Annotated in this window: 31 protein-coding genes and 1 other RNA gene; 16 read left to right on the top strand and 16 right to left on the bottom strand. The window is 65.5% G+C overall.

The annotated features are described in order from the left end of the window. Positions 1–906, bottom strand: a complete 906-nt coding sequence (gene rpoH, locus P0Y59_07775; protein WEK01565.1) for an RNA polymerase sigma factor RpoH — start codon at positions 904–906, stop codon at positions 1–3. A gap of 57 nt (positions 907–963) precedes the next feature. Continuing rightward, positions 964–1914: an RluA family pseudouridine synthase gene (locus P0Y59_07770; protein ID WEK01564.1), complete on the bottom strand. Its 951-nt coding sequence runs from the start codon at positions 1912–1914 to the stop codon at positions 964–966. 17 nt (positions 1915–1931) lie between these two features. On the opposite strand from P0Y59_07770, the gene P0Y59_07765 reads away from it, so the two are divergent. After that, positions 1932–2330: a M67 family metallopeptidase gene (locus tag P0Y59_07765; protein WEK01563.1), complete on the top strand. Its 399-nt coding sequence runs from the start codon at positions 1932–1934 to the stop codon at positions 2328–2330. A 383-nt stretch (positions 2331–2713) separates the two neighbouring features. On the opposite strand, the gene P0Y59_07760 is transcribed toward P0Y59_07765, so the two are convergent. From P0Y59_07760 to P0Y59_07750, 3 genes are all read right to left on the bottom strand, one after another. Continuing rightward, entirely contained in the window at positions 2714–3118 is a 405-nt protein-coding gene (locus P0Y59_07760; GenBank protein WEK01562.1) for a hypothetical protein, read from the bottom strand. Positions 3119–3188: 70 nt separating this feature from the next. Continuing rightward, complete coding sequence (locus tag P0Y59_07755) at positions 3189–3653, bottom strand: MEKHLA domain-containing protein (GenBank protein WEK01561.1); 465 nt, start codon at positions 3651–3653, stop codon at positions 3189–3191. Between the two features lie 312 nt (positions 3654–3965). Continuing rightward, positions 3966–4747 (bottom strand): IS5 family transposase gene (locus P0Y59_07750; GenBank protein WEK01560.1). Its coding sequence is split into 2 segments (ribosomal slippage): positions 3966–4408 and positions 4408–4747, totalling 783 coding nucleotides; the frame shifts between segments, so codons are not numbered across the junction. A 21-nt stretch (positions 4748–4768) separates the two neighbouring features. Between P0Y59_07750 and P0Y59_07745 the strand changes: the two genes are divergently transcribed. Further along, on the top strand, positions 4769–5143 hold the full coding sequence (locus P0Y59_07745) for a hypothetical protein (protein ID WEK01559.1): 375 nt from the start codon (positions 4769–4771) through the stop codon (positions 5141–5143). A 58-nt stretch (positions 5144–5201) separates the two neighbouring features. Here the strand turns inward: P0Y59_07745 and P0Y59_07740 are convergent, their stop codons facing one another. After that, positions 5202–5444, bottom strand: a complete 243-nt coding sequence (locus P0Y59_07740) for a hypothetical protein (GenBank protein ID WEK01558.1) — start codon at positions 5442–5444, stop codon at positions 5202–5204. A 226-nt stretch (positions 5445–5670) separates the two neighbouring features. Between P0Y59_07740 and P0Y59_07735 the strand changes: the two genes are divergently transcribed. The 9 genes from P0Y59_07735 (at position 5671) to P0Y59_07695 (ending at position 15165) form a co-directional block, all read left to right on the top strand. Continuing rightward, the gene (locus P0Y59_07735) at positions 5671–6318 is read left to right on the top strand and encodes a histidine phosphotransferase family protein (GenBank protein WEK01557.1); all 648 of its coding nucleotides are present in this window, start codon (positions 5671–5673) and stop codon (positions 6316–6318) included. Between the two features lie 244 nt (positions 6319–6562). Then, positions 6563–8866, top strand: a complete 2304-nt coding sequence (locus P0Y59_07730; GenBank protein ID WEK01556.1) for a chemotaxis protein CheW — start codon at positions 6563–6565, stop codon at positions 8864–8866. Then, entirely contained in the window at positions 8866–9297 is a 432-nt protein-coding gene (locus P0Y59_07725) for a chemotaxis protein CheW (GenBank protein WEK01555.1), read from the top strand. Before P0Y59_07730 ends, P0Y59_07725 begins: the two co-directional genes overlap by 1 nt. Positions 9298–9372: 75 nt before the next feature. Next, on the top strand, positions 9373–9738 hold the full coding sequence (locus tag P0Y59_07720; GenBank protein WEK01554.1) for a response regulator: 366 nt from the start codon (positions 9373–9375) through the stop codon (positions 9736–9738). Positions 9739–9752: 14 nt separating this feature from the next. Beyond that, positions 9753–10823, top strand: a complete 1071-nt coding sequence (locus P0Y59_07715) for a chemotaxis protein CheB (protein ID WEK01553.1) — start codon at positions 9753–9755, stop codon at positions 10821–10823. Continuing rightward, complete coding sequence (locus tag P0Y59_07710) at positions 10823–11671, top strand: protein-glutamate O-methyltransferase CheR (protein ID WEK01552.1); 849 nt, start codon at positions 10823–10825, stop codon at positions 11669–11671. The genes P0Y59_07715 and P0Y59_07710 overlap by 1 nt, the downstream gene beginning before the upstream one ends. Positions 11672–11714: 43 nt before the next feature. Next, complete coding sequence (locus P0Y59_07705; protein ID WEK01551.1) at positions 11715–12620, top strand: DMT family transporter; 906 nt, start codon at positions 11715–11717, stop codon at positions 12618–12620. Beyond that, on the top strand, positions 12617–13306 hold the full coding sequence (locus P0Y59_07700) for an N-acetylmuramoyl-L-alanine amidase (protein ID WEK01550.1): 690 nt from the start codon (positions 12617–12619) through the stop codon (positions 13304–13306). Before P0Y59_07705 ends, P0Y59_07700 begins: the two co-directional genes overlap by 4 nt. 191 nt (positions 13307–13497) lie before the next feature. Then, positions 13498–15165 carry an MFS transporter gene (locus P0Y59_07695; protein WEK02530.1) on the top strand — a complete coding sequence of 556 codons (1668 nt, stop codon included), beginning with the start codon at positions 13498–13500 and terminating at the stop codon, positions 15163–15165. Between the two features lie 45 nt (positions 15166–15210). On the opposite strand, the gene P0Y59_07690 is transcribed toward P0Y59_07695, so the two are convergent. Together P0Y59_07690 and P0Y59_07685 are read right to left on the bottom strand one after the other, a co-directional pair. After that, positions 15211–15852, bottom strand: coding sequence for a 4'-phosphopantetheinyl transferase superfamily protein (locus P0Y59_07690; protein ID WEK01549.1), 642 nt, complete (start codon positions 15850–15852; stop codon positions 15211–15213). A 16-nt stretch (positions 15853–15868) separates the two neighbouring features. Next, positions 15869–19816, bottom strand: coding sequence for an amino acid adenylation domain-containing protein (locus tag P0Y59_07685; GenBank protein WEK01548.1), 3948 nt, complete (start codon positions 19814–19816; stop codon positions 15869–15871). Between P0Y59_07685 and P0Y59_07680 the strand changes: the two genes are divergently transcribed. The 5 genes from P0Y59_07680 to P0Y59_07660 all read left to right on the top strand — a co-directional run bounded on the left by P0Y59_07680 (position 19775) and on the right by P0Y59_07660 (position 23467). Beyond that, positions 19775–20086, top strand: coding sequence for a hypothetical protein (locus P0Y59_07680; protein ID WEK01547.1), 312 nt, complete (start codon positions 19775–19777; stop codon positions 20084–20086). The genes P0Y59_07685 and P0Y59_07680 overlap by 42 nt on opposite strands. 44 nt (positions 20087–20130) lie before the next feature. Beyond that, positions 20131–20508, top strand: an RNA gene (rnpB, locus tag P0Y59_07675) — RNase P RNA component class A. A gap of 64 nt (positions 20509–20572) precedes the next feature. Further along, positions 20573–22537, top strand: coding sequence for a hypothetical protein (locus tag P0Y59_07670; GenBank protein WEK01546.1), 1965 nt, complete (start codon positions 20573–20575; stop codon positions 22535–22537). An 82-nt stretch (positions 22538–22619) separates the two neighbouring features. Then, positions 22620–23162, top strand: coding sequence for a J domain-containing protein (locus P0Y59_07665; protein WEK01545.1), 543 nt, complete (start codon positions 22620–22622; stop codon positions 23160–23162). Next, complete coding sequence (locus P0Y59_07660; protein WEK01544.1) at positions 23159–23467, top strand: hypothetical protein; 309 nt, start codon at positions 23159–23161, stop codon at positions 23465–23467. The genes P0Y59_07665 and P0Y59_07660 overlap by 4 nt, the downstream gene beginning before the upstream one ends. 6 nt (positions 23468–23473) lie before the next feature. On the opposite strand, the gene P0Y59_07655 is transcribed toward P0Y59_07660, so the two are convergent. From P0Y59_07655 to pspB, 8 genes are all read right to left on the bottom strand, one after another. After that, the gene (locus tag P0Y59_07655; protein ID WEK01543.1) at positions 23474–23881 is read right to left on the bottom strand and encodes a SufE family protein; all 408 of its coding nucleotides are present in this window, start codon (positions 23879–23881) and stop codon (positions 23474–23476) included. 264 nt (positions 23882–24145) lie between these two features. Continuing rightward, entirely contained in the window at positions 24146–24388 is a 243-nt protein-coding gene (locus P0Y59_07650; protein WEK01542.1) for a hypothetical protein, read from the bottom strand. A 17-nt stretch (positions 24389–24405) separates the two neighbouring features. Beyond that, positions 24406–24675 (bottom strand): hypothetical protein, encoded by a 270-nt coding sequence (locus P0Y59_07645; GenBank protein WEK01541.1) that lies wholly within the window; start codon positions 24673–24675, stop codon positions 24406–24408. A gap of 177 nt (positions 24676–24852) precedes the next feature. Beyond that, on the bottom strand, positions 24853–25131 hold the full coding sequence (locus P0Y59_07640) for a hypothetical protein (GenBank protein ID WEK01540.1): 279 nt from the start codon (positions 25129–25131) through the stop codon (positions 24853–24855). 11 nt (positions 25132–25142) lie between these two features. Beyond that, positions 25143–25454: a hypothetical protein gene (locus P0Y59_07635; GenBank protein ID WEK01539.1), complete on the bottom strand. Its 312-nt coding sequence runs from the start codon at positions 25452–25454 to the stop codon at positions 25143–25145. Between the two features lie 25 nt (positions 25455–25479). Beyond that, positions 25480–25770 carry a hypothetical protein gene (locus P0Y59_07630; GenBank protein WEK01538.1) on the bottom strand — a complete coding sequence of 97 codons (291 nt, stop codon included), beginning with the start codon at positions 25768–25770 and terminating at the stop codon, positions 25480–25482. A gap of 29 nt (positions 25771–25799) precedes the next feature. Beyond that, a complete protein-coding gene (pspC, locus tag P0Y59_07625) occupies positions 25800–26180 on the bottom strand; it encodes an envelope stress response membrane protein PspC (protein WEK01537.1) in 381 nt (126 codons plus the stop codon). Between the two features lies 1 nt (position 26181). Beyond that, a complete protein-coding gene (pspB, locus tag P0Y59_07620) occupies positions 26182–26448 on the bottom strand; it encodes an envelope stress response membrane protein PspB (protein ID WEK01536.1) in 267 nt (88 codons plus the stop codon). Position 26449: the final 1 nt, after the last annotated feature.

Here is a 26449-nt window from a genome sequence, read left to right as displayed (position 1 = left end):
TCAGGCCGCGACCAGCATCCGCTTGTCGCCCGCGAGGCGCATCATCGCCTTTTGCAGCTTCTCGAACGCGCGCACCTCGATCTGACGCACACGCTCGCGGCTGACGCCATATACCTGGCTCAGTTCCTCAAGGGTCTTGGGATCGTCGGTCAGGCGGCGCTCGGTCAGGATGTGCTTCTCGCGCTCATTGAGGTCGTCCATCGCCGAGACAAGCATGTCGTGGCGCACGTCGGCTTCCTGAGCGTCGGCGACGACCGAATCCTGCAAGGGCGCGTCATCAGCGAGCCAATCCTGCCACTGACCTTCGCCATCCTCCCGCATCGGCACGTTGAGCGACGTGTCGCCGCCCATCGACATGCGGCGGTTCATGCTGGTGACCTCTTCTTCGGTCACCCCCAGATCCTTGGCGATCTTGGCGAGATGTTCAGGGCTGAGATCGCCGTCCTCGAACGCGTCGAGCTTCGACTTCATCCGGCGCAGGTTGAAGAACAGCTTCTTCTGCGCGGCGGTGGTGCCCATCTTCACCAGGCTCCACGAGCGCAGGATGAATTCCTGGATCGAGGCGCGGATCCACCACATCGCATAGGTCGCGAGACGGAAGCCGCGATCGGCCTCGAACTTCTTCACGCCCTGCATCAGGCCGATATTGCCCTCCGAGATCAGCTCGGACACGGGCAGGCCATAGCCGCGATACCCCATCGCGATCTTCGCGACGAGGCGGAGGTGCGAGGTGACGAGCTGCGCCGCCGCGTCGGTGTCGCCATGCTCCTCGAAGCGCTTGGCGAGCATATATTCCTGCTCGGGCGCGAGGATCGGAAACTTCTTGATCTCGGACAGATAGCGGTTGAGGCTTGCCTCTCCACCGAGTGCGGGGATCGTCGCCGGGACGTTGCTGCCGCTTGCCATGATCAAATCTCCCTTACCTGAGCGTGGTCCCTATAAAGAGGCGACGCGCGCTTGAACCTAACCGTAGAGTCTATCGAACAGTTCCTGCATGTCGGCAGGCATTTCGCTATCGAATGCCATAGGCTTGCTTTCGACGGGGTGAATGAACCCCAGCCGGGCCGCGTGCAATGCCTGTCGACGGAAATCCAACGTTTCCAATATTGGCCGGTGGACTGGTTTTGTTCTACCATATGTCGGGTCCCCGATCAAGGGATTCCCGATCGACGCCATGTGAACGCGGACCTGGTGGGTGCGCCCGGTCTCGAGCCGGCACTCGACCAGAGCAGCATCCTTCAGCCGTTCAAGCGTCGTATAGTGAGTGACCGCGCGCTTGCCGTGCGGCTGGATCGCGATCTTCTTGCGGTTCGCCGGCGACCGCGCGAGCGGCGCGTCGATGGTGCCCGCGGCGGGCAGGGGACGACCAGTGACGATCGCCTTGTAGCGGCGATCGATGCTGTGGTCGTGGAACTGCTTCGCAAGGCCCTCATGCGCCCGGTCGGTCTTGGCCGCGACCATCAGGCCGGACGTGTCCTTGTCGATGCGGTGGACGATGCCCGGCCGCGCCACGCCGCCGATGCCCGACAAGCGCCCGGCGCAATGGTGGAGCAGCGCGTTGACCAGCGTCCCGTCGAGATTGCCCGCCGCCGGGTGGACGACCAGCCCGGGCTGCTTGTCGATCACGATCAGGTGATCGTCCTCGAACACGATGTTCAGCGCGATATCCTGCGCCTCGTTGTGCGCGGGGGTGGGCGCCGGGACGGCGACGGTGAAGATGCTGCCGGCGAGTGCCTTGCGCGACGGGTCGCGGGCGAGGGCGCCGGCTTCGTCGCTGACCGCACCCGAGGCGATCAGGACCTTCAGGCGCTCGCGTGACATGGTCGGCACGGCATCCGCCAGAGCGCGATCGAGACGCCAGCCACCGGCCTCGTCCGAGATGCGCGCTTCGATATTTGTAACCCCCCGATCCATGCCGTAGCGATGTGGGAATGGGGTACGGAATTTCAAGCACTCTCCTGGCGAGACTGCTAACCGAAGCGGAAAATTCCCCGCATGCGGAGGTTTGCGGGCTGTTGTTCGGCACCGCGACGCTGATCGAGGTTGTCGAAGCCTGCACGAACGTGGCGCCGGAGCCGGCGCGGGCGTTCGAGATCGATCCGGTCGCGCTGTTCGCGGCCCATCGGCGCGCGCGTGGTGGCGGGCCGCAGCTGGTCGGCCATTATCATTCGCATCCCTCCGGCGAGCCAGTGCCTTCGGCGCGCGATGCCGCGCAGGCGATGGGGGACGGGGCGTTGTGGCTGATCCTGACGGCGCGCGCGGCGCGGTTGTGGCGGACGGATCGTGTCGGGGTATTCGAGGCAGTTGGGCTTGCCGTCGAAGATGCGTGAAGTAAAACGCACAGGGTTCCATGAAAATTGCGCAGTAAAGTGGGATTTTCGCCAGCCGATGTCGACCCCGATTTTCTCGGCTCGCGCCGCTATCGCCTGAGTAGTGATACAGACAATGCGGCTTTGCCACACCAGGCGTGCCGAACCTAATCGTCATGATGCAGCGTGCTCGTACCGCAATAGCCATCGTCCATTTCCCTATTTATGAGAATTGATCGCGGCGATTGTCGCTCTTCCTGGCAGTCGCGAATGCGCGGGCATGAATTGGGCGCTGTTCATCGCTGGCGGGGTTCGACCTGGCAGGGTGAGCTGACCGATGCGTTGGCATCGAGGTGAATGGGGTAGGTGACCGTGTCGATGAGGCGGTCAAGGAAACTGGCGGGTCAATCCGGTGTGCGGGTGGGGCGGACCCGCTTGGGTTTGGGGCGCCATTCTTCCGGCCGACGATTGCGCAGCCAGCGAAGCGCGACCTTCGGATCGGCGAGGATATAGTGCCGGCAGTCGACATGACGGGGCGTGGCGCCGTTGCGGCCGAAGACGCGCTCGGCCAGATACTCATAGCCGACCGCGCGCCGGAACATGGTCGGTTCCGCCAGCCCGGCATGGTCGCCCCGGCCCATCGCGACCGCGAGACCGAACTCAGAATATCGATCGAGCCAGCGGTACAAGGTGGCGATACTCACCGAAAACACCTCGGCCAGATCGGCATTGTCGGCGCCGAGCCGGCAGAGCAGGCGCGCTTGCCGGGCAAAGGCGGGGTCGTAGCGGGTGGGGCGTCCTCTTTTCATGGGACGAGGATGGTATGGTTTCGCCGAGGGTTGAATCGATGCCGAGTCTATGCGGTGCGGGGAGCGTGTCTCAGATGTCTCGCCACGCCGAGAAGACTGCGGCCTGGCCGTGCCGGTCGCCGGTTTCGTCGATCAACTGCCAGATGATCCCATTCTCGATTTGAAAGCGGCGGCCGGACTTCGCGACGCGTATCCCGGCATAGTCCACAACGAAGCCCTTGCGCGAAACCTCGTCCAGCAAATGCTGGCGCGCGGCGCGGTCGGGCGCTTCGGCTGACAGGCGCGAGGGCAGGGTGACGAATTCGTCCCAATGATATTCGAAGCAAGCCTGGGCGGTGCGATTGGCGTAGATGAAGCGAGGGTCGACCTCCATATTGTGTGCGAGCAATGCAAAGGGGGCGTGGTCGTAGAGCCAATCGGGACCTTGGTTCTCCAGGTTGAGAGGTGTTCCGACGAGGCGGGCGTAGCTGCCAACGACAAGGTCAAAGAAATCGCAGTCGAAGGAAAGGTCTGCGAGAAGGTGTGTGGTTTTCATTCTCATGAGGCAACCTCACACCGTTGCTGGTGCACCCAAAGCCCGGTCCCGCTGCTTCGGCACTACGCCAGGCCGCTGAGAGTAGGAGGGGTGCCTACTCAGTTACGCCACCGCTGGGTACCTTTAGCTCACTTGAGCGGACCGTCGCCAGAATTCCAAGTGGGCGGTGGGAATGTAATGAAACTCGCTTACATTTGTGGAGTTGCGACGGCGTCCCTGCCATTGATAGACTGGCGCCGTAATTCTATCGCAGGCCTCATTCGCGCGGTTCATCCTTCGATTGCGGTCCGGATCGATGATAGAGGCAAGCTCCTAGGCTGCGTGGACAAATTTGAGCCAGTATCTGGCCGTGGCAAGATGGACCATAGCGAGGAAGTTGTTGGCCAATTGATCATAGCGGGTGGCGGTGGCCCGGTTGATTTTGAGGTGGCCGAACATGCGTTCGATGCGGTTCCGCTGCTTGTAGAGCGCCCGGTCATACTCGATTTTCACACGGCGGTTTGATCTGCCGGGGATGACGGCCTCGATCTTCCGTTCGGCAAGGTCGGCACGGATGGCGCCAGCATCGTAGCCCTTGTCGGCAAGCAGCGCGACCGGTGCCCGCTCTGGCAGGCCGATGAGGTCATCATACGCCTTGCAGTCTGCTGCCTCACCGACCGTCAGGTGGAAGGCGAGCGGTCTTCCGAGGGCATCAGCCAGACAGTGAAGTTTACTGGTGAACCCGCCCCGCGAGCGGCCAAGAGCGCGTCGATGAGCCCCCCTTTTCCGCCCGCTGCCGAGACGTGGGCGCGAACGGTGGTGCTGTCGATGCTGTAGTGGCCGCTATCCGCCATGATCTCGGCCAGCGTCACCGCCACGGTTTCCCAGACCCCGGCTTCGCTCCATCGCCGGAACCGCCGATAGATGGTGTTCCAACTGCCATATTTGGGCGGCACGTCGCGCCACTGAGCGCCGCAACGAAGTCGCCAGAGGATGCCATTGATGATCGAGCGGTTCTGTCCGGGCGGCCTGCCTCGACCACGGTTTCCAGGCACGATGGGCAGCGAGCCCTTCAGAGCGCGCCATTCCGCTTCTGTGAGATCGCCCTTGCTCAAGCCTGCCTCCAAAAAGCAGCCTTGAATCAATTGATCCAGACCTCGTCAATGTCATTTGCGATCCGGTCTTTACCGTTGGTCACCTGTGCTGATAGCTTGCCGCTGATGGATAAGAAGCCCGGCTACAATGCCCTGATGGATGAAGTGTGCGTTGGACGCGGATGGTGTGGAGGTATCGTCGATGGACAACCTTCGCACGTAGACGACTTCATCCCTGAAAGCGGTCCGGTTACCGCTGACCAGTTTGTCGACTGGCTCTTCATGGCCGACGGCATGGATCCGAAAGATGATCCATCAAAATGGCAAAAGCACAAACAAGGCCTGCGGGAGGCCTTCATTCGTCATATGGGGCATGACGTTGTTGATGCGTCGCTGTTGAAATGGGCGCTCGACTGACGATGGGTCTCGCGGTGAGGAATTTTTCCACGCAGTCTAGGGTCCAGACTCAATCAGCCTATAAGCGGCTGACCGTCAGTGACGTCGAGGCGTAGCGTAGGATGTATGGTTTTTCGGGAGGCTTCCCCGCCGGCTCCTCGTTGCCGAAGAAGGCGACATAGCAGTCATAGGCGTTGATTTCGTCGTCGAGCCAGCAGTGGACAACGACCCCGTATTCCGGGTCACCTTGCTCAAGACCGTCATAGCGAACGGGAGTTCCAGGCGGCAGGTATGGGCCTAACGTGGCTTCATCTTCGGTCATGATCTGCCTTCACTTTTCAACGCCGTCATAGCCAGAACGCGACTGCGGTACGACAATCTGCTCGTCGATGTACGGAAATCGATGGGATGACGGCCCCGGGGAGGCAGCGGGGACTGACCCGGAGCGGGGGCAAGGCACATCATCGCGATGCATGTGTGCGACTTGCGCATGGGCGTCGGCATCGCCAGAAGAGCGACAGCCAATTTGCCCGGAGCATATCCATTCCATGACCATCAGCCCGGTCGATTTCGCGAGTCTCCTCTGTTCGCGCCTGTGCCACGACCTGCTGAGCCCGGTGGGCGCGCTCAACAACGGCCTGGAACTGCTTGCCGACGAGCATGATCCGGAAATGCGGCAGCGTTGCCTGGAACTGCTCGCGGAGAGCGCCAAGGCATCGGCCAACAAGCTTAAATTCTTCCGCCTGGCGTTCGGCGCGGCGGGCGGATTTGGCGAGACGGTCGATTCGCGCGAGGCGCGGGCGGCGATCGAGGGGCTGTTCGGCGACAATCACCGGGTCAATCTCGGCTGGCTGGTCGAGGACGCGACCCTGCCCAAGGCAGCGATCAAGGTGCTGCTCAACCTGGCGCTGATCGGTGGGGATGCGCTGATCCGGGGCGGCCAGCTCGATGTCGGGGCCGAGGTGGTCGAGGGGCAGGTCGAGATCGTGGTGCGCGCCGACGGGCCGCGCATCGTGCTCGACAACGAGCTTCGCACCACGCTGCAAAGCGGCCAGCAGGGCGATACGATGATCACGCCGCGCGCCGCCGCTGCCTATCTGGTCCATTCGCTGGTCGCCGAGGGCGGGGGGACGGTGCAGGTTTCCGATCCCGGGGAGCCGGTGCTGCTGTTCGGGGCGGCGTTCCGGGCCGAGTGAGCCCTATTTGACCTCTCCTCTTTTCAGAGGACGGGGGGCGTCTTTACACTGAGACAAAGAGTCGTTTCACGAAGGCCGAAGCGGCGAGCGGGGCATCGAGCCCCGCTCGCCGCTGCCCCACCCCCGACCCCTCCCCTGAAGGGGAGGGGCTTATAAAAGGGATGGGGATCGGTTCAAACCGTCCGCCGATTAAACGCCCCTTTAACCAATCCTTGCCATGGTCGCCGCGCATCCCCGGGGGCCCATGGACGATCTTCTTCAGGAATTCATCGCCGAGACGCGCGAGACGCTTGAAGCGCTCTCGGGCGAGATTGTCGCGTGGGAGGCTTCTCCCGACGATCGCGACCGGCTCGATGCCATTTTCCGCTTCGTGCACACGGTCAAGGGAAGCTGCGGCTTCCTCGATCTGCCGCGTCTCGCGCGGCTCAGCCATGCCGCCGAGGATGTGCTCGCCGCGGTACGGTCAGGCGACCGGATACCGGATACGAGGCTGGTCAACGCGGTGCTCGCCATTGTCGACCGGATCGGCGAGATCGTCGAGGCGATCGATGCCGGCGTGCCGCTCGACGATACCGGCGAGGAAATGCTGATCGCCGCGCTGGAGGAAGGCGCGGCGGTGCCGGCCCAGGCGGCAGTCCCGATCGCCTCGCGCAACCCCGCCCGGAGCGTCCGGCTGAACGTCGACCTGCTCGACCGGATGATGAGCGGCATGTCCGACATGGTGCTTGCCCGCAACGAGCTGGCACGGCGGCTGCGCGACGATGGCGCCGATCCAACGGTCGAAGCCGCGCTGGAGCGGCTGTCGCTGACCGTCGCGGAGATGCGCGATACCGTCACCCGCACGCGCATGCAGAAGATCGATGCGCTGTTCTCCGCCCTGCCGCGCATGGTGCGCGATACGGCGGCCGAGCTTGGCAAGTCGGTGACGCTGCATGTCGAGGGGAGCGACGTCGAGCTCGATCGCGAGATGATCGAGATGATGCGCGACCCGCTCGTCCATATCGTCCGCAACGCGATCGACCATGGCCTGGAGGCACCGGCCGAGCGGCGGGCGCTGGGCAAGCGCGAAAATGGGCGGCTGACCGTGTCCGCGCGGCAATCGGGCAACCAGATCATCATCGAGATCGCGGACGACGGGCGCGGTATCGACACCGACCGGCTGATTGCCAAGATCGCCGGCAGCGGCGGGCGCAGCACGAAGGAACTGGACGCGCTGAGCGAGAAGGCGAAGCTCGCTTTGGTGTTCGAGCCGGGCGTTTCGACCAAGGATTCAGTTACCGCGATTTCCGGGCGGGGCGTCGGCATGGACGTGGTCCGCGCCAATGTTGAGCAGATCGGCGGTCGAATCGAGCTTTCCAACACGCCCGGCAAGGGTTTGCGTCTCTGCATCCATGTGCCGCTGACGCTGTCGATCATCGCGACGATCGGCGTGGGCGTGGGCGGGCAGCGCTTCGCGATCTCGCGCCAGGCGATCGAGGAGATCGTCCGGGTCGGCGGCGACGCGATCCGGGTCGACATGCTCGGCGGCACGGCCGCCACGACAGTGCGCGATCGTCGCATGCCGCTGGTCGATCTGGGCGGGCTGCTGGGTCTCCCGGGGGGCAACGACGCGGGAATGCTGGTGATCGTCGGTGTCCCGGGCGGCAGCTATGCGCTGGCGGTCGATTCAGTGCTCGACCATGAGGAACTGGTGATCAAGCCGGCGGCGCCTGCGGTGATGGCGACCGGCGTCTATGCGGGGCAGACCCTGCCTGACAGCGGACTGCCGATGCTGCTGCTCGATTGCGCCGGCATCGCGACGGTCGCCGGGCTTCAGTTCGGGCGCGAAGTCGCGGTCGACGACGTGATCGAGGAGGCGCAGGCGCCGGCCGTGTCGGCCCTGTTGTTCGACGATCTCGACGGCGTGCGCCGTCTCGTGCCGTTGACGATCATCGACCGGATCGAGCCGGTGCCCGTGGATTCGATTCGCTTCTCGGGCGGGCGGCTGCGGCTTTCGGTCGAGGGCCGGATCATTCCGCTGGCGGTGCAGGGCGAATGGGATCGTCGTCCGTCCGTCTCCGTGCTGCGGCTGCGCGACGGCGACGCGGAGATCGGCTACGCCATCGGGGAGGCGCTCGACATCGTCAGCCTGCCCGACACGGTCGTTCCCGCCAGGGAAGCCGGGCCGGTGGCGGGTGTCGTCTCGATCGACGGGGATCAGATCGAACTGCTCGACCTCCACTGGCTGTTCGCGACTCACGGGGCCGACCTCGGCAACGGCACGCCCCCGGTGTGCCTGATCGACGGCGCCGAATCCGACTGGATGAAGACGTTTCTCAAGCCAGTGCTGGAGGGGGCCGGCTATCGTGTCGCGACCAAGCTGAAGGCCGGGGAGATCGCGGCGGTGGTGCTGACCATGGGGGCCTCGCCGCCGGTGGCGCACCGCGACGTGCCGGTGGTCCGGCTGCGCCGCGACCGCGCCGTCGACGATGCGGCGGACACAAGCATCTATCGTTACGACCGGGACGGCCTGCTCGCCGCCCTTGCCCAGTCGGCGGGAGGCCGCTGATGCCCGACCTGTTCCTCATCGCGCATATCGCCGGCCGGGCCGTCGCCATCGAATCCCGACAGGTCGAATCGGTCGTGGATATCGGCGCGGTCGTGCCCGTTCCGGGCGCCGACCGGCAGGTGCGGGGCCTTGCCGCGCTGCGCAGCCGGGTGGTGACCGTGATCGACACGCATGCCGTGCTGGGACTGCCGCCGCCCGAAATCGCGGCGACGCGCGCGGTCATCACGCTCGTCGAGGGGCATCATTATGCGATCCTCGTCGATTCCCTCGAGGATGTGGCGCCGTTCGATCTCGCGCCGCTCTCGCCGGGGATCATGCTCGATCAGGGCTGGCGGGCGACCGGCTGCGGCATCGTGGAGCGGGCCGGCGAGCCGATCCTGGCGATCGACCTGCGCGCGCTGGTGCCCGGCCTCGCCGCGGTCGCGGCGTGAAACGCGAATTAACCCGAAGCTCATGTATTTACGGCAGACAGGCCGCCTGAAGGGGCGGGAACGGGGTAAGAATCGATGAAGACGTGTCTCGTGGTGGACGATTCCAAGGTGATCCGGAAGGTGGCGCGGCACATCCTGGAGACACTCAACTTCCAGGTTTCCGAAGCAGGTGACGGGCGCGAGGCGCTCGACAGCTGCCTGGCGTCGACCCCCGATGTGGTGTTGCTCGACTGGAACATGCCGGTGATGAGCGGCATGGATTTCCTGCGCGCGCTGCGGGACAGCAGGCTGTCGCACCGGCCCAAGGTCGTTTTCTGCACCACCGAGAACGGCATGGCGCATATCCGCGCAGCGATCGAGGCGGGTGCCGACGAATATGTGATGAAGCCGTTCGATCGCGAGACGCTGGAGAGCAAGCTTCAGATCGTCGGCATGGCCTGAAAGGGCTGTCGGCAATGCCCCTGGGATCACCCCTCGCCACTGGCCGGCTCGTCGAGAGCCGGGACCGGCCGCGTATCCTGATCGTCGATGATTCGGTGGTCGCCCGCGCAGTGATCGCCCGCGCGATCGACCTGAGCGGCAAGTTCGCCGTGGCTGGCGCCGTGCCGCACGCAAAGGCGGCGCTCGCCTTTCTGCAGGCGCAGCAGGTCGACGGGATCCTGCTCGATATCGAGATGCCGGGCATGAGCGGCCTGACCGCGCTGCCTGAGTTGATCGCGGCCAGTGCCGGGGCCAAGGTTCTGGTCGTGTCGTCGGCCTGTGGTGACGGTGCCGCGGCCACGATCGAGGCCTTGTCGCTCGGCGCGGCCGATACGCTGGTGAAGCCCGATATCGGCGATTTTGCGGGCCGTTTCTCGGCGGTGCTCGAGGAGAAGCTGACTCGCCTGTTCGAAACCACGCATGCTTCCCCCGGCGACATGCCGCTCGCGACCGATCGGGCCGGCGGCGGATTCGATATCGTGGCGATCGGCGCCTCGACCGGCGGCATCCATGCGCTGAGCCTCCTGCTTCGCGAGATTCCGTCGAGCTTCCAGCTGCCGATCCTGATCACCCAGCATCTGCCCGACAGCTTCATGCCCTATTTCGCGGCGCAGGTGGCGGTGCTGGCCCGCCGCCCCTGCGACGTCGCGACCGATCATATGCGAATCCGTCCGGGCCGGGTGATCATCGCTTCAGGCACCGCGCATATCCGTTGCGTCGGCACCAGCGACGGCGCCGCCATCCGGCTTTCCAGCGATCCGTCGAAGAGCGGGTGCATGCCGTCGGTCGACCCGATGTTCGACAGCCTTGCCGAGGTGTTCGGGTCGCGCGCTCTGGGCATCGTGCTGAGCGGCATGGGCCGCGACGGGGCCGACGGGGCACAGCATATCGTCGACCGTGGCGGCAGCGTCGTGGTGCAGGACCAGGCGAGCTCGGTCGTATGGGGCATGCCGGGCGCGGTGGCGACCAACGGCACCGCCTGCGCGATCATGCCGCCGACGGATATCGGAAAAATGGTGGCGTCGCGCCGGAGGCCCGGATGTTGATGCCTGCACCTCACACACGGCCCGCTGGCGCTCTCAACGTGCTTGCCGCCCTGCTCGAATCGCGCACCGGCCAGCAGATCGCGGCCAATCGCGAATGGCGCATCGAGACCGCGCTGAAGCCGCTGATGCGCGACCGCGGGCACGAGACGCTCGACGATCTGGTCGGCGAAGTGCTGCGCTCGCCCGGTGTGGGCGACCAGGTGGTCGACGCGCTGCTCAACCAGGAAAGCTCCTTCTTCCGCGACGCGGCGGTGCTCGACATGATCGCTGACGCGGTCGATGCGATGCGCGCCGAAGGCCTCAGCCGTCGCATCCGTATCTGGTCGGCCGGCTGCTCGCTCGGCCAGGAGCCGCTGTCGCTGGCGATGCTGTTCACCGAGCGCGATACGGCGACCGGCGCGGTCTCGCCCGAGATCGTCGCGACCGACGTGTCGGAAGCAGCGCTCGCACGGGCGCGTGCCGGACGCTATTCGCAGTTCGAGATCCAGCGCGGCCTCCCGATCCGCCGGATGATGCAATGGTTCGATCCGGTGGGCGGGGACTGGATCGCGAAGCCGGAACTCGTCCGGCAGATCTCGTTCCGCAAGCTCAACCTGGTCGCCGATCCGCTGCCGATCGGCCGGTTCGACATCATCCTGTGCCGCAACGTGCTGCTCTATCTCTCGGCCTCGCTGCGCACCCGCGTGTTCGACCGGCTGGCCGAGGTGGCGCGGCCGGGGGCGTTGCTGGTGCTCGGCGCCGGAGAGACGGTGATCGGGCAGACCGGGGCGTTCCGCCCGAGCCCGCGCTACCGCGGACTCTACGAGCCGACCGGCGTGGCGGCGCGAGAGACTGCCGTCGCCGTCTGATCGGCGGTTTACATTCGCGGGGACAGGCCGCAAGCGGCCCGTCATGGGGCAGGCGATTTCCAGTGAGGGGCAGGCAAGAGGTTTCGGCGCGCGCGACCTGATCGTCGTGGCCGCGATGAACATCCTGTGGGGTCTCAACATCATTGCCGTGAAGATGGCGGTGAGCGAGATCGCGCCGCTGACCGCGGGCTTCCTTCGGCAGGCGCTTGTCCTGCTCGTCTGCCTCGGCTCGCTCCGGATCATCGCGGGCCGGATGTGGGCCCTGACCGCGCTCGGCATGCTGTCGGGGGGCGCCTTCTACGTCGCGACCAACCTGTCGCTTTCGATCACGCACAATGTCGGTGCGCTGGCCATCGCCGGGCAACTGGGCGTGCCGTTCTCGCTGTTGCTGGCGATTGTCGTGTTTCGGGAAAAGATCCACCTGCCGCGGATTGCCGGCATCGCCCTGTCGGTCGCCGGCGTGGGCCTGCTGGTGTTCGACCCGACCATGGTCAATGAAATTCCCGGGCTTGCGCTGACCGCGCTGGCGAGCTTCATCTGGGCGATCTGCTCGCTGATCCAGCGCAAGCTGATCGGCGTGCCCGTGCTGACCATCTATGCGTGGATCGGCCTTTGGGGATCGATCATCCTCGGCACGATCGCCCTCGCCGTCGAACCGGAGGCAATGCGCTCGATCCCCCATATTCCGCTGAAGACGTTCGGCTGGGTCGTCTTTTCAGCGGTCGGATCGTCAGTGATGGGGCAGGGGGCGATGTCGTGGCTGCTGCAGCGCCACCCGGTCAGTGTCGTCACGCCGCTGACCCTGGCCTCGCCGGTCATCGCCGTGTTTGCGACCGGCTGGTATTTCGACACGCCACCGACCATGCTTATGCTGACCGGCGGTGCTATCGCGATGATCGGGGTTGCGATCGTCACGATCAGGACCGCACGCGCAGGGGATACACCATGACGATCATCGATACGCCGTCGCCCAATTTCGACGAGCGGACGCTAGGGATCTCGATGATCGTCCTGCACTATACCGGCATGAAGGACGCGCAGTCGGCGATCGACCGGCTGCGCGACCCGGAGGCGAAGGTCTCGGCGCATTATCTGGTCGCCGAGGACGGCACGGTGCTTCGCATGGTCGCCGAGGACAAGCGCGCCTGGCACGCCGGCAAGTCGCGCTGGCGAGGGATCGAGGACGTCAACAGCGCGAGCATCGGGATCGAGATAGTCAATCCGGGCCATGAGTTCGGCTACCAGCCTTTTCCCGAGCAGCAGATCGACGCGCTGGTGCCGCTGGTCGCGACGATCAAGGAGCGCCATGGTATCACGCGCGGCAATGTCGTCGGCCATTCGGACATCGCCCCGCCGCGGAAACAGGATCCGGGCGAGCTGTTCCCCTGGAATAGGCTTGCCCGACTGCGCCTTGCGCTGCCGCGGCCGACCAGGAACCTGATGGATCCGATGTGGACCGACGCCGGCTTCCTGATCGCGCTGGAGCGGTTCGGGTACGACGTCTCGAACAAGCTCGCCGCGGTGGTGGCGTTCCAGCGGCGGTTCCGCCCGGAACTGCTTGATGGCGAGATCGACGGCGAGTGCCGGTCGATCCTGCTGGCGCTGTTGCTGCCGAAGCCGGCCGGGGACGACTAGAAATCCTTGATGCTGCCGGTGTGAAACGCGAAGGGCCGCTTTGGCGAGGTGGTCGCCATTGAACTGCCGCTGACATTGCCCCCTCAGGCATCCCGCGCGCTATGAAACCTGCCTCCTCCGGCTCGAAGATCAGCGGCGATTATGGCATGACGAGGCTTGGCATCGCGGGCGGCTTGCCGCAACGACATGCCATGCCAGCCACCGCGCCCGACTCCGCCAGGCCAGCCTCGGCTTTCTCGATCCCGATCTTCCGCGAGGTATGGATCGCCAACCTCGCGTCCAATTTCGGCGGCCTGATTCAATCGGTCGGTGCGTCGTGGATGATGGTGTCGCTGGCCAGCTCCCCGCAATTCGTCGCCCTGGTGCAGGCATCGACCACCTTGCCGATCATGCTGCTTTCGCTCTGGGCCGGCGCGGTTGCCGACAATCTCGACCGCCGGCTCGTCATGCTCTGGGCGCAGAGCTTCATGCTGGTCGTATCGGCGGGGCTTGCCGTCTGTGCCTGGCTGGGGTTGCTCAGTCCCTGGCTGCTGCTCGGCTTCACCTTCCTGATCGGCTGCGGCACGGCGGTCAACGGGCCGGCCTGGCAGGCTTCGGTGGGGGATATGGTGCCCCGGCCGGTGTTGCCCGGCGCAATCGCGTTCAACTCGATGGGCTTCAACATCGCGCGCAGCGTCGGCCCCGCGATCGGCGGGTTGATCGTCGCGGCGGCGGGGGCGGCGGCCGCCTTCCTGGCCAATGCGGTGAGCTATGTCGGGCTGATCGTCGTGCTCGCGCGCTGGCGACCCGAAATCCCCCCGCGGCTGCTGCCGCGCGAGCGGCTCGGCGTCGCGATGGGGGCGGGGCTGCGCTACGTCGCGATGTCGCCCAACCTGCGCGTCGTCATGGTGCGCGCCTGCCTTTTCGGCCTGGCGGCGAGCGCGGTGCCGGCGCTGATGCCGCTCATCGCGCGCGACCTGATGGGCGGCGGCGCGCTGACCTTCGGCGTGCTGCTCGGAGGTTTCGGCATCGGTGCGGTGGGTGGCGCGCTGGCGAGCGGCCGGCTGCGGCAGCGCCTATCCAACGAACGAATCGTGCTGATCGGGGCGATCGCACTCGCGCTTGGCGCGGCGGCGACCGCTGCCAGCCCCTATATGGCCGCGACCATCCCGGCGCTGATGCTGGCCGGCGCGGGCTGGGTGCTGTCCCTGTCGACCTTCAACGTGACCGTTCAGATGGCGTCACCGCGCTGGGTCGTGGCGCGTGGCCTGGCGCTTTACCAGATGACGGCTTTTGGCGGCATGGCTGCCGGAAGCTGGCTGTTCGGCGTGATCGCGGAAGACCACGGGGTATCCACCGCCCTCCTCGTCGCGGCGGCCGTGCAGGTCGCCGGCGCGCTGCTGGGCTTCCGGATCCCGCTGCCGCAGGTGGAACAGCTCAATCTCGATCCGCTCAGCCGATGGACCGAGCCGGAGACGGTTGTCCCGATCGAATCGCGCAGCGGCCCGGTGGTGATCACGATCGAATACAGGATCGCGCAGAAGGACATCGTCACCTTCCTGCGAGTCATGGGCGAACGCAGCCGCATCCGCCGGCGCGACGGCGCGCGGCACTGGACGCTGCTGCGCGATCTCGGCGATCCGCTGCTCTGGGTCGAGCGCTATCATGTGGCGACCTGGCTTGATTATGTACGGCACAACCAGCGGCGCACGCATGCGGATGCGGACAACAGCGCCGACCTCGCGGCGTTGCACGAAGGGCCGGCACCGCCGGTCGTCCACCGCATGATCGAACGGCAGACCGGATCCCTGCCGTTCACTCGCGCACCCGGATCGCGCGAGATGTCGGGGCCGATGATCGATCCGAGCGGATCGGTCTAGCCGGAACCGCTGAAGCAGATCGGGAATGAGATCGGCGGCGGGCCGTCAGCTTTCCGCCGCGATGGCCAGGGCGTGCGCCGCGTCGTTCAGGATGCGGATTTCGCAGCGGGAGATGCCATCAGCACACCGGACCAGCAGTTCTCCGTGCGATCGCCATGTCTCGATGCGGGCTGGATCGGCCAGGCTGGCGCGCCCCAGCCTCTTCGCATGCGCTTCCTTCGCGATCCATCGGAACAGCCGCTCGATCGGCTCCTCGTTCTTGAAAGCCGAGTGCTCGGCAGCGGTGAACAGGTCGAGGGGGAGGGCGGCCGTGGCGAGCGGTTCGACATCGATGCCCACCGGGGCGCGGGAGAGCGCTATGGCGCAGAACGGCCATTGCCCCGCCAGGCTGATATGCCAGCCGTCAGGGACGACGACGACGGGGGCACCAAGTCGCGAGCGTTCGATCCGTATCAGGTCCGGATGCTCGCCGGTTGCCGTCGCGACAAGCAGCCTGGCCAGTCGCCGCCGCAGGCCGCGCATTCCGGCGTCGGGCCGTTTCGCGAGGTCAGTCAGGTCATCCGGCAACAGGCTGGCACGGGCCACCATCGTCGGCGTGGCGGGACGGTCGAGGCGGACCGACCAGGCGACCGGCGCATCGGGTGCGCGCGGCAACGAATCCAGCGTATCGGAAAGCCAGGTCGCCATAGTCGGATCGCCAGGCTCAGATCGATCGCGCAAGCCGGGCAGGGGCTCCTTCCCAGGATGTGCCGGGAGGCAAGGTCTCTCCCTTCATGATGACCGACAGATCGCCAAGCTGAGCATCAGCGCCGATATCGGCGTCGTACAGCACGATCGCGTAGGAGCCGATCGACGCCCGGTCGCCTACCGTTACGCCGCTGACCTTCATGACCCGGTCCTCGAACAGGTGAGTCTGAAGCCCTGAAAGATCGTTGAGCGCGACATCGTCGCCGATCGTGACGAGATCATGCTCGGTGAGATCAGTCGTATCGAGATAGCAGCGCTTGCCGATGCGGCAGCCGAGAAGACGAAGATAGGCGGGCAGCCACGGCGTGCCGCGCAACGGTTCAAGCAGGTTCGGCACCGCGAGATTCTCGAAGGTCGCCGTCACCAGCTCGGTCCGCCAGACAAAGGTGCTCCACAGGGGCTGGGTGGTCGGCTTGTAGACCCCCATGACGAGCCATTTGAGCAGGACCACCGCCAGCCCGCAGGCGAGCGCGAAGCCGATATAGAGGAAGGGGAAGGCGATCAGGATCAGCAGCCCGCCGTTGCGCAGGTCGTCGAGCTCGCCGACGATCGACAACAGGACGCTGAACAGCGCGATGAAGACCGTGAGCGACAGCGTGACGCGGACTGCCTCGATCGCGAGGCGGGTCATCACCAGGCGCGGGCCGGGGTTGAAGCGCGCGCCTTCGTCGAACAGCCCGACCGTCTGGCGAACTGGCAGCGAAATCGGCGGCGACCCGAACCAGGTCCCGTCGGGGCGCTCCGCGCCGCCATCCTCGGGCGGCTTTGACAGGACGCCGATGAGCACGCCGTCGCCGATCGTCGCGCCGGTCGGCAGCAATGCCGAATTGCCGATGAACGACCGTCGGCCGATACGGGTATGGGCCAGGCGGATCGCGCCCGGCTCGACCCGCGCCGCGCCGAACAATACCGCGTCGGCGATGAAGCTCTCGGCACCGATATCGACGAGGTCGGGAACGATCGCGGCCGCGGTCGAAATCTCCGCACGACGCCCGACCTTCACGCCGAGCGCCCGGTACCAGGGCACGACATAGAGCGTCGCATAGATCGGATGCAGCAGCCGGAGCGCGAGGTCGTTGATCTGCTGGACGAACCAGAAGCGAACATAGAACCAGCTGTCCGTCGCGTAGCGCCCGGGCTTCACGCGTCCCAGGATCAGCCGCTTGGCCGCGACGGTGAGCACGCACATCAGCAGCACGTAGGTGGTCGCCAGTACCGGCGAGATCAGGAGATAGGTGTAGCTTTCGCTGCGCCAGTCGATTTCGATCATCGCGACGAGGCCCGGCGCGATCGGCAGGATCGCGACGAGCGGCAGGATCAGGGCCGCCAGCATGAGCGCGATATTCACCAGCAGGCGCCCGGTCGCCGATACCGGCGCGACGGGCTCCAGCGGTGAAACGGTACCGACCCGCTGGGCCGGCGATCCGTCCCAGCGTTCGCCCGCAGGGATGCGCGCGCCAACGGGCAAGGCGGACAGATCCTCAAGCACGGAACCTTCCTCCAGGACGGATCCACGACCGACCACGGCCATCGATCCGACAAAGGCGCCGGCGCCGATCTCGGCCGATCCAAGCCGCAGCAACCCGCGCTCGACCGAGCTGGTTGCCAGCATGGCATAATCGCTGATGATCGCCCGCGGGCCGATCGTCACCAGATCAGCCGCATCGATATTGCCGCGTCCGATAAAGGCATCGGTGCCGACGCGCGCGCCAAGGAGCCGGTAATAAACGCGGATCATGGGCGTGCCGGCGAGATAGGGTGTCGCGATCACTTCGGAGAAGCGGCGAACGAACCACCAGCGGAAATAATAGCTGCCCCAGAGCGGATAATCGCCCGCGCGGAACCGTCCGATCACCAGCCATTTGACGATGACGGACGCGATCATGGCCAGCGGGGGGATGAAGACGAAGCTGAATCCGCTCAGCAACAGCGCCGTCACCCGATCCACCTGATCGGCCATTCGGGTATAAGCGAGATAGGGGAAGAACCATTGCAGTCCGGCGACCGTGAAGATCGGGATCAGCGCGATCGTCTGGGCCAATCCGCACAGCCAGCGCTTCCAGGCGACGATCCTGTGGAACGGCAGCTCCTCGGCCTGCTCCACGGGTGCCTGGCTGCCTATCCGCGTGGCCAGCGCGCGGATGTTCGATGCAGCGTACAGGTCCTGGATGGAGACGCCCTCGAGCCCCGGGGCAGTACGGATGGCCGAAACGAGACGGGCGACCTTCAGCGAATGGCCGCCCAGATCCTCGAAGATGTCGTCGAGAACGGAAACCTTCTGCGGGGCGAACGACTCGCTCCAGATCGCGTGAAGCGTGGCTTCAAGCGGGGTTGCCGGCTCGACCGTCTCGCGCGTCGTGTCCACAAGCATGGCGGGACGCTGAAGTGCCTTGCGGTCGACTTTGCCCGACGCAGGCAGGGTCGGCAGCGAGGGCAGGATCTCATAGGCCGCCGGGCGCATATAATTGGGAAGCCGGTCGCGGACCCGGGCCTTGGCGTCGTCGAGGTCGATCCGGGCGTTCGCGCGCGCCACCAGGAACGCCGCGAGGAATTCCGAACCATCGTCGTCGCGGAAGAGATGGACAACGGCCTGCGCGACGGCCGCGTCTTCGGCGAGGACAGCCTCGATCTCGGCGAGCTCGACGCGAAAGCCCCGGATCTTCACCTGGGTATCGATTCGCCCGATGAATTCGATATCGCCGACCGCGTCGAGACGAACCAGGTCGCCGGAGCGATAAATGAGCGCGGTCTGGCCGTCGGGGCCCTCGAACGGGGTCTGGACGAACTTTTCCGCCGTCAGGTCCGGCCGCCCGACATAGCCTGCCCCGACACCAGGCCCGCCAATCACGAGTTCGCCTTCAGCACCGGCCGCCACCGGCCATAGCGCTTCGTCGACGATCCATGCGGTGTAGCCGGGTAGCGGCCGTCCGATCGTGACCCGGCGCCCGGGCTGCACCTCGGTCCATGTCGCGGTGACGGTCGTCTCGGTCGGCCCATAGGTATTGAGGATGCGCCGCCCCGGCCGTGCCCATCGTTCCACGAGATCGGGTGGACAGGCCTCACCGCCGAGATTCAGCAGGCGAAGCGCCGGCATGTCGATATCGACCAGGGTGAGGAGCGACGGCACGACATGCCACACCGTCACAGCCTCGCGCGCGAGCACGAGCGCCATGTCCGGCCCTGCCTTTGCCAGCGCTTCCGATGCGACCAGCAGCTCAGCGCCGACGAAGAACGCGCTCCACATCGTCTCGACCGACATGTCGAACGCAAGGCTGAAGCCGCCGAAGACGAGGTCCTTGCCGTCGAGCGCCAGGATGGCGCTCTCCGACCGGACCAGATGGCAGGCGTTGCGGTGCGTGATCATCACGCCCTTCGGCCTGCCGGTCGTGCCCGAGGTGTAGATGATATAGGCGAGATCGTCGGGGCTTGCCTCGGTTTCGTGCCTGCCGAGCGAGTCAGCCTCCAGCGCGGCGAGGTCGCCCAGCATGGCGTCGACGGACAGGCTGCGGATCGGCATCGCCGCGGCGCGTTCCGTCTCCGTGACGACTAGGACGGCGCCGCTGTCCTCGATGATGTAGTCGATCCGGTCCTGCGGATAGGCCCAGTCGACCGGAACGTAGCAGGCGCCGCACCACAGGGTGCCGAGGATCGCCATATATTGGTCGAGCCCGCGCGGAAGGCAGAGGACGACGCGATCGCCATGTCGCACGCCCATCGACTGCAGCATCCGGGCGAAACGCAACGCCCGCTGGTGCAACTCCATGTAGCTGAGCGCGGCACGCCGGCTGTTTTCCAGGTTGTCACCCAGCAGGCGGACGGCGGTACGGGAGAAATGCCGACGGTAGCTTGCCTCGAACATCTCATGGAGGAGCTCGTCGCGCGCATAGGGTTCGTCGTCGCGCAAGGCGGGAGAGGGCGCGATGGGCGCGAATATTTTCACGGGAAGATCGGCTTCCAAGACTTTGTCACCATGAAGTTGATTGATTTGGCTGACCACGACCGCGCCTCTTTTCAGGTTCTTCTTGCCGTCTCGGACATCGTGACAGGCGGCTACCGCCGCCTGCATGCGCAGCGAAGATTCTGTCCTCTGACGATTCCGGTTGGTAAACTCCTCATCGGACAAAGCAAAGAATGCGAACGCACCGTCGTGGTCCTATCGGCGGATAGCAGCTAAAAGTTCGTTTGGTTCGCGGCCCCGGCTGGACTAAGGGGCTCCTGCCAGAGGGTCGGGCGGCCGCGTCACGCGTCAGCGTGCCGAGGAAAGTCCGGGCTCCGCGAAACGACGGTGCCGGGTAACGCCCGGCGGGGGCGACCCCAGGGAAAGTGCCACAGAGAGCAGACGGCGAAGGCTTCGGCCCCGCCACGGTGAAAGGGTGCGGCAAGAGCGCACCGCGCGACTGGTAACAGGAGCGGCACGGCAAACCCCACCGGGAGCAAGACCGAATAGGGGCGGCATGGGACTTCGGTTCCGGGGCATCGTTTCTGCCCGTCGCCCGGGTTGGTTGCTTGAGCCGGCATGCAAATGCCGGCCTAGAGGAATGGTCGCCCATCCCTGAAAAGGGTGGACAGAACCCGGCTTACAGACCCTCTGGCATTTTTGCGAAACCCTTCTTTACGCTGCGATATTTCCGTCGCATATCTTGCGAGAGGTGGGGATGTCATGCGGATACTTAAGGTCAGCATAGCGAGCATGGCCCTGATCGGCGCCGCGTCGCCGATCGCCGCGCAGCAGGCGGCCACCACTATCCAGCAGGATTTCGAGGCGGCGGCCGCGCTTGACGCAGGCAGCGATAAACAGGCGGCGCTCAACGCCTGGGAAGCGCTGGAACGCCGGACGATGAAGAATCGGCGTAGCCATGCGATCGTGCTGGTGCGCAAGAGTGCGGCATTGCTGGAACTGGATCGCAAGGACGAAGCGGTAGCGGCGGCGCGTGCCGGCCTCGCGGGATTGCCAGCCGATGACGCGTCGCTGAGCGAGGATCGCTACCGCGCGTATATTAACCTGGCGCGTATCGCGCAGGGGGCGGTCGACTATGCCAGCGCGATGGCCGCCTATCGCGACGCGGCGTCGGCGAGTGACGGTGTGGCCAATCGTTTCGTGGCGCTGCTCGGTCTCATTCAGACGGCTACTTTCGTCGATCCGGCGGTCGCCGCGGATGCGCTTGGCAAGACGAAGGCGCTCATTGCGACGACCAAGACCGACTCGGTCGTCGCGGCGGAGTTTGCCCGGCGTGAAGGGTTGCTGCTGCTCAACGATGGCGATTTCGCGGGAGCGCGTGTCAAGTCCGCTGAAGCCGTCAAACTTCTGGGCGGGCTGACGACGCGTGTCGATCTGCGGGATGTATCAGCGCGTTCCGACACCGCGATCGCGGCGTTGTTGGCGGGCGATGGGGACTCGGCGCGGAAATACATGGCCTATACCGGTGCCGGCCGTTTGCCGGAGGGATCGTTCGATCCCGCGGTGCAGATGAAGGCGCCCTCCTGTGGCGGGGAGGGTGGCCTCAAGCCGGATGACATGGCCGTGGTGGAATTCAGCATCGGCGATGACGGGACGGTCACTACCAGTACCCCGATCTACGCGGCCGGGGGTGGTCCCGTCGCGCTCGAGTTCGCCCGTGCGGCGTTGGGCTGGTCATGGACACCCGAGCAGGTGAAGGCGCTGCCCCGATTCTTCCGGTACAATATCCGGATCGAGATGCGGTGCTCGACCGAGTTCCAGCGCCCCTCGATCGGCGATTTTCTGTCGGCCAGCCTGGAAAGCTGGATGACGGAAAAGCGCCTGCCGGTTCCGGCGGCGGACCACACGTCCGATGCGGTCGCCTTGCCTCGACAGCGTGCCGCGCTCGCTGCCGCGGAGGCGAAAGGGGCTGAGTCGATCGAAGTACTGCCGCCGCTCTATCGCCTGATGCGCAATGTGGTGGTGCCGCGCGAGGAGACGAACGTTCTCGCGCGCCGCGCCCTTGCTATCGCAGACGCAAACGGCGTGCCGCCGGTTCCGCGTCTGGCGCTGGATATCGTGGAGCGGGGCACGGCCCGCGCCGCCGGCAAGCGCGGGGGTGACTTTGCGCGTGCCGCCATGCCACTCCTGTCGCAACCGCTCTACACCGGAAATCCGCAGGCGCGATCGGTGGTGCGGTTGCTGATCGCGGACGCTGACGAGCGTTCGGCGGGGTCGCGGACCCGCGAACTGCTGCATCAGGTCGCCGACGATCAAGCGCTGGCGGCGAATGATCCGATGCGGGTGGGGGCGCTCGTCCGCATCGCCTCGATCGAGCAGCAATCCGGAAACGCGGCAGCCGCGCGTGAAGCGTTCGAGCGATCGGGGCTCGCCGCCAACCAGTGCGGTATCATAGATTCCGCGCCGAAGCTCCTTCACGCGGGCGGAGTCTATCCGCAGGAAGCGACGGCTTGGGGCTTTGAGGGCTGGACCCAGACCCAGTTCGATGTCGCCGCGGACGGACGCGTGGTCAACGAGCGCGCGGTGCTCAGCTATCCCCCATTCGTCTTCACCAAGGCGGGGGTGCGCACCATGGCCGGTGCCCGATACGCCAAGAGCTATCGTCCGGACGGATCGCTTGGCTGCGGCGCCAGCACCCAGCGGGTCAGATTCCTTTTCGGCAGGTAGAATTCGGCTGTTGATCACGCGCGGGGGCGATAATCGCCAATCTCGCGGTTGCGCTCCCGATAGCTTCGCCTATGTCGAGCCAATGGCGCGTTCCTCCTCCCGATCGGTCGACTGGGGTTTTCCCCGCTGGCGCGGCTATGGTGCCGGGCGCGAGGCGACGACGGTTCGGCTGTGCGACCGGCATGGCTGCGACTCGCCGGGCAATTGCCCGGCGCCGAAATCGCCCAACAGCCCGGATCGCTGGTATTTCTGCCAGGATCACGCGGCCGAATATAATCGCGGCTGGAATTATTTCGAAGGCCTGACCGCGGAAGAGGCCGCCAAGCGCGAAGCGGACGAGACGCGGACGGCGGACGGCTATGCCGAAGCGAAGCATTATGGCTGGACCGGTCCGGGCGACGGCAGCCGCTCGCGCGACGAGATGCGCGCGCTCGAACTGCTCGAACTGGACGCCGATGCCGATTTCGACGCGGTGCGCGTCGCGTGGCGCCGCCTTGCGAAATCCTGCCATCCCGATGTGCGTCCCGGCGACAAGGAAGCGGCGGCACGTTTCCAGGCGATCCAGGCAGCTTATGACGTGCTGCGCGCCGCCGAGGATGCGCGGCAGTGGAAGCCTGCCGGTTGAAGTCCGTCCGCTCGGACTGGTCGAGCACCCTGCTGCTCTGCAAAAAATGTTCGAAGAAGCTGGATGGCGGGTTCGGGCCGAAAGGCCGGACGCCGCTCGCCAAGGCGTTGCGCCAGCATCTCGGATTAAAAAAGGGCCGCAAGGGCAGGGCCGGGATCGTCGAGGTCAAATGCCTGGGTATCTGCCCGCGAGGTGCTGTGACCGTAATCGACGGCGCGGCCCCCGGCGAATGGATGCTGGTGAAGGCAGGTGCCGATCTTGATGCGGTGGCTGAGGCGGTTGGCCTTGCCGATGACCAGCGCTGAGGTGCCTCAGCCGCTGTAGCGCGCAGCCGTTCCGCGGATCAGCGCGATCATGTTCGGAATCCCCTGGGTACGGTTCGAGCTGAGCTGGTTCTTCAGGTCGAAGGGGGCCAGTGCCGCCTCGATCTCGGTCGTCAGGATCGCGGCTGGAGCCTGATCCTGCACCGTCAGCAGGACCAGCGCGATGATCCCCTTGGTGATCGCGGCATTGGAATCCGCGAGGAAGTGCAGCGTGCCGTCTTCCCGGACGGTGGGATAGACCCATACCGAGGCGGAGCAGCCGCGGACCAGGGTGGTATCGGTCTTCAGCGCCTCCGGCATCGGTTCCAGGTCCTTGCCCAGATCGATCAGCAGGCGATAGCGGTCGTCGGCGTCGAGGAAGCCGTATTCGTCTTGCAGGTCGGTCAGGCTTGGCATGCGATGCGCGCTAGGGCCTGTGTGGGTCAAAATCAAACGTCGAAGTCTTGATTTCCCGGCGAAGGGCCCGGGATCCAGCGGGGGATGTCCGTGCCCGCAGGCAATGTCCGTTTCCTACCGCTCCCCGAGGGGAACCCGGCTTTCGCCGGGGAAGATGGAATAAACCCCACTCCCGGGTCACCGCGCCGCTTCGCACCTAGGGGAATGCGTCGGCGGCGCGGTGGATGCCGGCTTGGGTCCGGCATTGGGGGCATGGGGGGCAGTTCAGAGATCCACGCCGGCAGCAATCGCCTCGAGCTTGCGGATGCGTTCCTTGAGGTCGGCGATCTCGATGCGGGCGCTGGCATTGGGGAGGGAAGGCGTGGTGTGCATGTCGCCCTGGACGGTCAGTTCCTGGTGCTTCAGGGCGAGCCAGCCGCGCCAGCCGTTGAGGGTGGCGTAGGTCAGCATGCCGAGGCCAGCGAGCGTCGCCCCGGCGATGGTGATGTAGAAGTTCGGATCGGTCATGATCCCTGCTCCTTCGGTCAAGTGCGGTCGCGCAGCTTTTCGATCTCGCGATCGAGGCGTGCGCCGCTGGTGTCGTTTTCGGTGGCAAGTCGTTCGAGGACTGCGAGGCGTTCCTTCATGGCCTGAAGTTCATCACGCAGTCGCCGGTTCTCGGCCTGGGCGGCGGCATCGTCCTGGGGGCTATAGCCTCCGCCCTTGCGGTCCCGGACGACACCGAAGCGGGCGCGAAGGACGCTGCCGACCGTCACGGTGATGACGATGAGGGCGACCATTTCAAACGGGTTCATTTATTCCAACTCCCTGGTGTGGCGGGAAACGAAAATGGTTGGTTCAGAGGGCCTTGCCGGCCTCACGTTCAAGGCGGCGGCGGGGGGCATCGACCCTCTCGCAGAGGTACACGGCAACACCACCGATGGCGGTCATCACGGCGAGGAAGATAATCATACCAGATCCTTCTCTTCAAATCAGTTGAGCGGCGGGCGATCGCGGAGTTGCTCGATCTCGGCGGCGACATCGATGCCGCGGTCGGTGACGATGCGCTCCAGGACGCGGACCCGTTGTTCGAGGCGTTCGGTGTGGGCAGCATATTGCGCTGCCTTCTCGGCTGCCTGGGCGTTCATGGCGTTGGCCATTTTTTCCTTGTGCTTCAGGCTGATCCGGTAGGTCTCGTAGAGCAGCCCGCCGACGACGGGGATGCCAACGACCACGACGGCCAGCATGAAGATCGTGAAACCATTCAACATGGGGAGGTTCCTCAGTTCTGGCCGCGAAGGGCCTCGATCTCGCGGGCGGTACGCTCGGCGGGATCGGTGGCGATGCGTTCGAGGACGGCGATCCGCTCCTCAAGGCGGGAAACCTGACCCACCAGCCGCTCGTTCTCAGTCGAGAGCAGGTGGATCTTGCGTTCCGCATCGGGGCCGGCGTCGTCAGCGTAGCGATCGCGGTGCCGGCGCTCGCGCCGGGTCTCGATCGGAAGGCCGTGCCGTGCCCTGATCCACATCTTCGCGATACCACCGAAGATACCGAGGGCGATGATCGCGAGGACGAAAACTTGACCGTTGTGCATCGTTCTAACTCCTGAAACCGCGCGGTCAGCGCAGCTCGTCGATGGCGCGGGCGGTGCGCTCGGCCGGATCGGTGGCAATGCGTTCAAGCACTGCGATCCGTTCCTCCAGCCGGCTGATCTGGCCCGCCTGGCGCTCATTCTCCGTGGTGAGCAGCTGGATCTTGCGGTCGGCGTCGGGGGCTCCCTTCGCCGTCTTGCCTGACCACTCATCCTCCAGAGGATAACCGTGGCGGGCGCGGACCCAGTTGTTGATGATCCAGCCGGCATAGGAGATCGCGATGATGGCGATTACGAAGCCTGGTCCACCCCAAGTCATTGTCTTTCTCCCTGTTCGCCCCGGATCGATCAGCGAAGGCTGTCGATCTCGTCGGCGAGGCGGCTGTTGCGGCTGGTGTACATCATCTCGATGTCGGCGAGCCGGCGGTCGATGTCGCGGAACTTGGAGCGGACCTCAGCGGTCGAGCGCTTCGGGTTCGAGCGGACACCCTGCCAGAACTTCGCATCCTCCGGGGTCTCGTACAGGCCGTAGGGCTTGGCTTCGGCCATCCAGGCGACCACCCAATAGGCGATCAGGGTCCAGGGGAAGCCACCGGCGACGGTGAGCAGGACGGCGCCGACGCGGACCCAGGTGACATCGACCCCGGTATAGTCGGCGATCCCGGAGCAGACGCCCAGCCATTTGCGGTTCTGCTTGTCGAGGTAGAATTTGGTGCGGCTTGCGGACATCTCAGTTGCTCCTGGGGAGGTCGTTGCTGGTCGAAGGCGTCATCGTGCCGGGGCGCCACTCGGGGTGGTCGGCAGCGACGATGCGCTCCACGGTATTCAGGCGGTCTTCGAGGCGGCGGGCGAGATAGTGGAGCTCGTCCAGCAGGTTCTCGTCCTCGGTGGTGATCTTGGGCGCCTGCTTCCACTTGGTGACGTAATGGAGGATCACCCATGGCATTCCGATGAACAGGATGCTGCAGACGATCGCGGGGATAAGGACATCTTCCATC

Source organism: Candidatus Sphingomonas phytovorans (assembly GCA_029202385.1).
GTDB classification, from domain to species: Bacteria; Pseudomonadota; Alphaproteobacteria; order Sphingomonadales; family Sphingomonadaceae; genus Sphingomonas; species Sphingomonas phytovorans.
The sequence above is the reverse complement of the archived record's forward strand: the minus strand, read 5'-3'. Positions and strand labels throughout refer to the sequence as shown.

Coding starts and splice junctions, on each gene's coding strand:
- rpoH (WEK01565.1), bottom strand. CDS start 906: ATGGCAAGCGGCAGCAACGTCCCGGCGACGATCCCCGCACTCGGTGGA.
- P0Y59_07770 (WEK01564.1), bottom strand. CDS start 1,914: ATGGATCGGGGGGTTACAAATATCGAAGCGCGCATCTCGGACGAGGCC.
- P0Y59_07765 (WEK01563.1), top strand. CDS start 1,932: ATGGGGTACGGAATTTCAAGCACTCTCCTGGCGAGACTGCTAACCGAA.
- P0Y59_07760 (WEK01562.1), bottom strand. CDS start 3,118: ATGAAAAGAGGACGCCCCACCCGCTACGACCCCGCCTTTGCCCGGCAA.
- P0Y59_07755 (WEK01561.1), bottom strand. CDS start 3,653: ATGAAAACCACACACCTTCTCGCAGACCTTTCCTTCGACTGCGATTTC.
- P0Y59_07740 (WEK01558.1), bottom strand. CDS start 5,444: ATGACCGAAGATGAAGCCACGTTAGGCCCATACCTGCCGCCTGGAACT.
- P0Y59_07735 (WEK01557.1), top strand. CDS start 5,671: ATGACCATCAGCCCGGTCGATTTCGCGAGTCTCCTCTGTTCGCGCCTG.
- P0Y59_07730 (WEK01556.1), top strand. CDS start 6,563: ATGGACGATCTTCTTCAGGAATTCATCGCCGAGACGCGCGAGACGCTT.
- P0Y59_07725 (WEK01555.1), top strand. CDS start 8,866: ATGCCCGACCTGTTCCTCATCGCGCATATCGCCGGCCGGGCCGTCGCC.
- P0Y59_07720 (WEK01554.1), top strand. CDS start 9,373: ATGAAGACGTGTCTCGTGGTGGACGATTCCAAGGTGATCCGGAAGGTG.
- P0Y59_07715 (WEK01553.1), top strand. CDS start 9,753: ATGCCCCTGGGATCACCCCTCGCCACTGGCCGGCTCGTCGAGAGCCGG.
- P0Y59_07710 (WEK01552.1), top strand. CDS start 10,823: ATGCCTGCACCTCACACACGGCCCGCTGGCGCTCTCAACGTGCTTGCC.
- P0Y59_07705 (WEK01551.1), top strand. CDS start 11,715: ATGGGGCAGGCGATTTCCAGTGAGGGGCAGGCAAGAGGTTTCGGCGCG.
- P0Y59_07700 (WEK01550.1), top strand. CDS start 12,617: ATGACGATCATCGATACGCCGTCGCCCAATTTCGACGAGCGGACGCTA.
- P0Y59_07695 (WEK02530.1), top strand. CDS start 13,498: ATGCCAGCCACCGCGCCCGACTCCGCCAGGCCAGCCTCGGCTTTCTCG.
- P0Y59_07690 (WEK01549.1), bottom strand. CDS start 15,852: ATGGCGACCTGGCTTTCCGATACGCTGGATTCGTTGCCGCGCGCACCC.
- P0Y59_07680 (WEK01547.1), top strand. CDS start 19,775: ATGGAGGAGCTCGTCGCGCGCATAGGGTTCGTCGTCGCGCAAGGCGGG.
- P0Y59_07670 (WEK01546.1), top strand. CDS start 20,573: ATGCGGATACTTAAGGTCAGCATAGCGAGCATGGCCCTGATCGGCGCC.
- P0Y59_07665 (WEK01545.1), top strand. CDS start 22,620: ATGGCGCGTTCCTCCTCCCGATCGGTCGACTGGGGTTTTCCCCGCTGG.
- P0Y59_07655 (WEK01543.1), bottom strand. CDS start 23,881: ATGCCAAGCCTGACCGACCTGCAAGACGAATACGGCTTCCTCGACGCC.
- P0Y59_07650 (WEK01542.1), bottom strand. CDS start 24,388: ATGACCGATCCGAACTTCTACATCACCATCGCCGGGGCGACGCTCGCT.
- P0Y59_07645 (WEK01541.1), bottom strand. CDS start 24,675: ATGAACCCGTTTGAAATGGTCGCCCTCATCGTCATCACCGTGACGGTC.
- P0Y59_07640 (WEK01540.1), bottom strand. CDS start 25,131: ATGTTGAATGGTTTCACGATCTTCATGCTGGCCGTCGTGGTCGTTGGC.
- P0Y59_07635 (WEK01539.1), bottom strand. CDS start 25,454: ATGCACAACGGTCAAGTTTTCGTCCTCGCGATCATCGCCCTCGGTATC.
- P0Y59_07630 (WEK01538.1), bottom strand. CDS start 25,770: ATGACTTGGGGTGGACCAGGCTTCGTAATCGCCATCATCGCGATCTCC.
- pspC (WEK01537.1), bottom strand. CDS start 26,180: ATGTCCGCAAGCCGCACCAAATTCTACCTCGACAAGCAGAACCGCAAA.
- pspB (WEK01536.1), bottom strand. CDS start 26,448: ATGGAAGATGTCCTTATCCCCGCGATCGTCTGCAGCATCCTGTTCATC.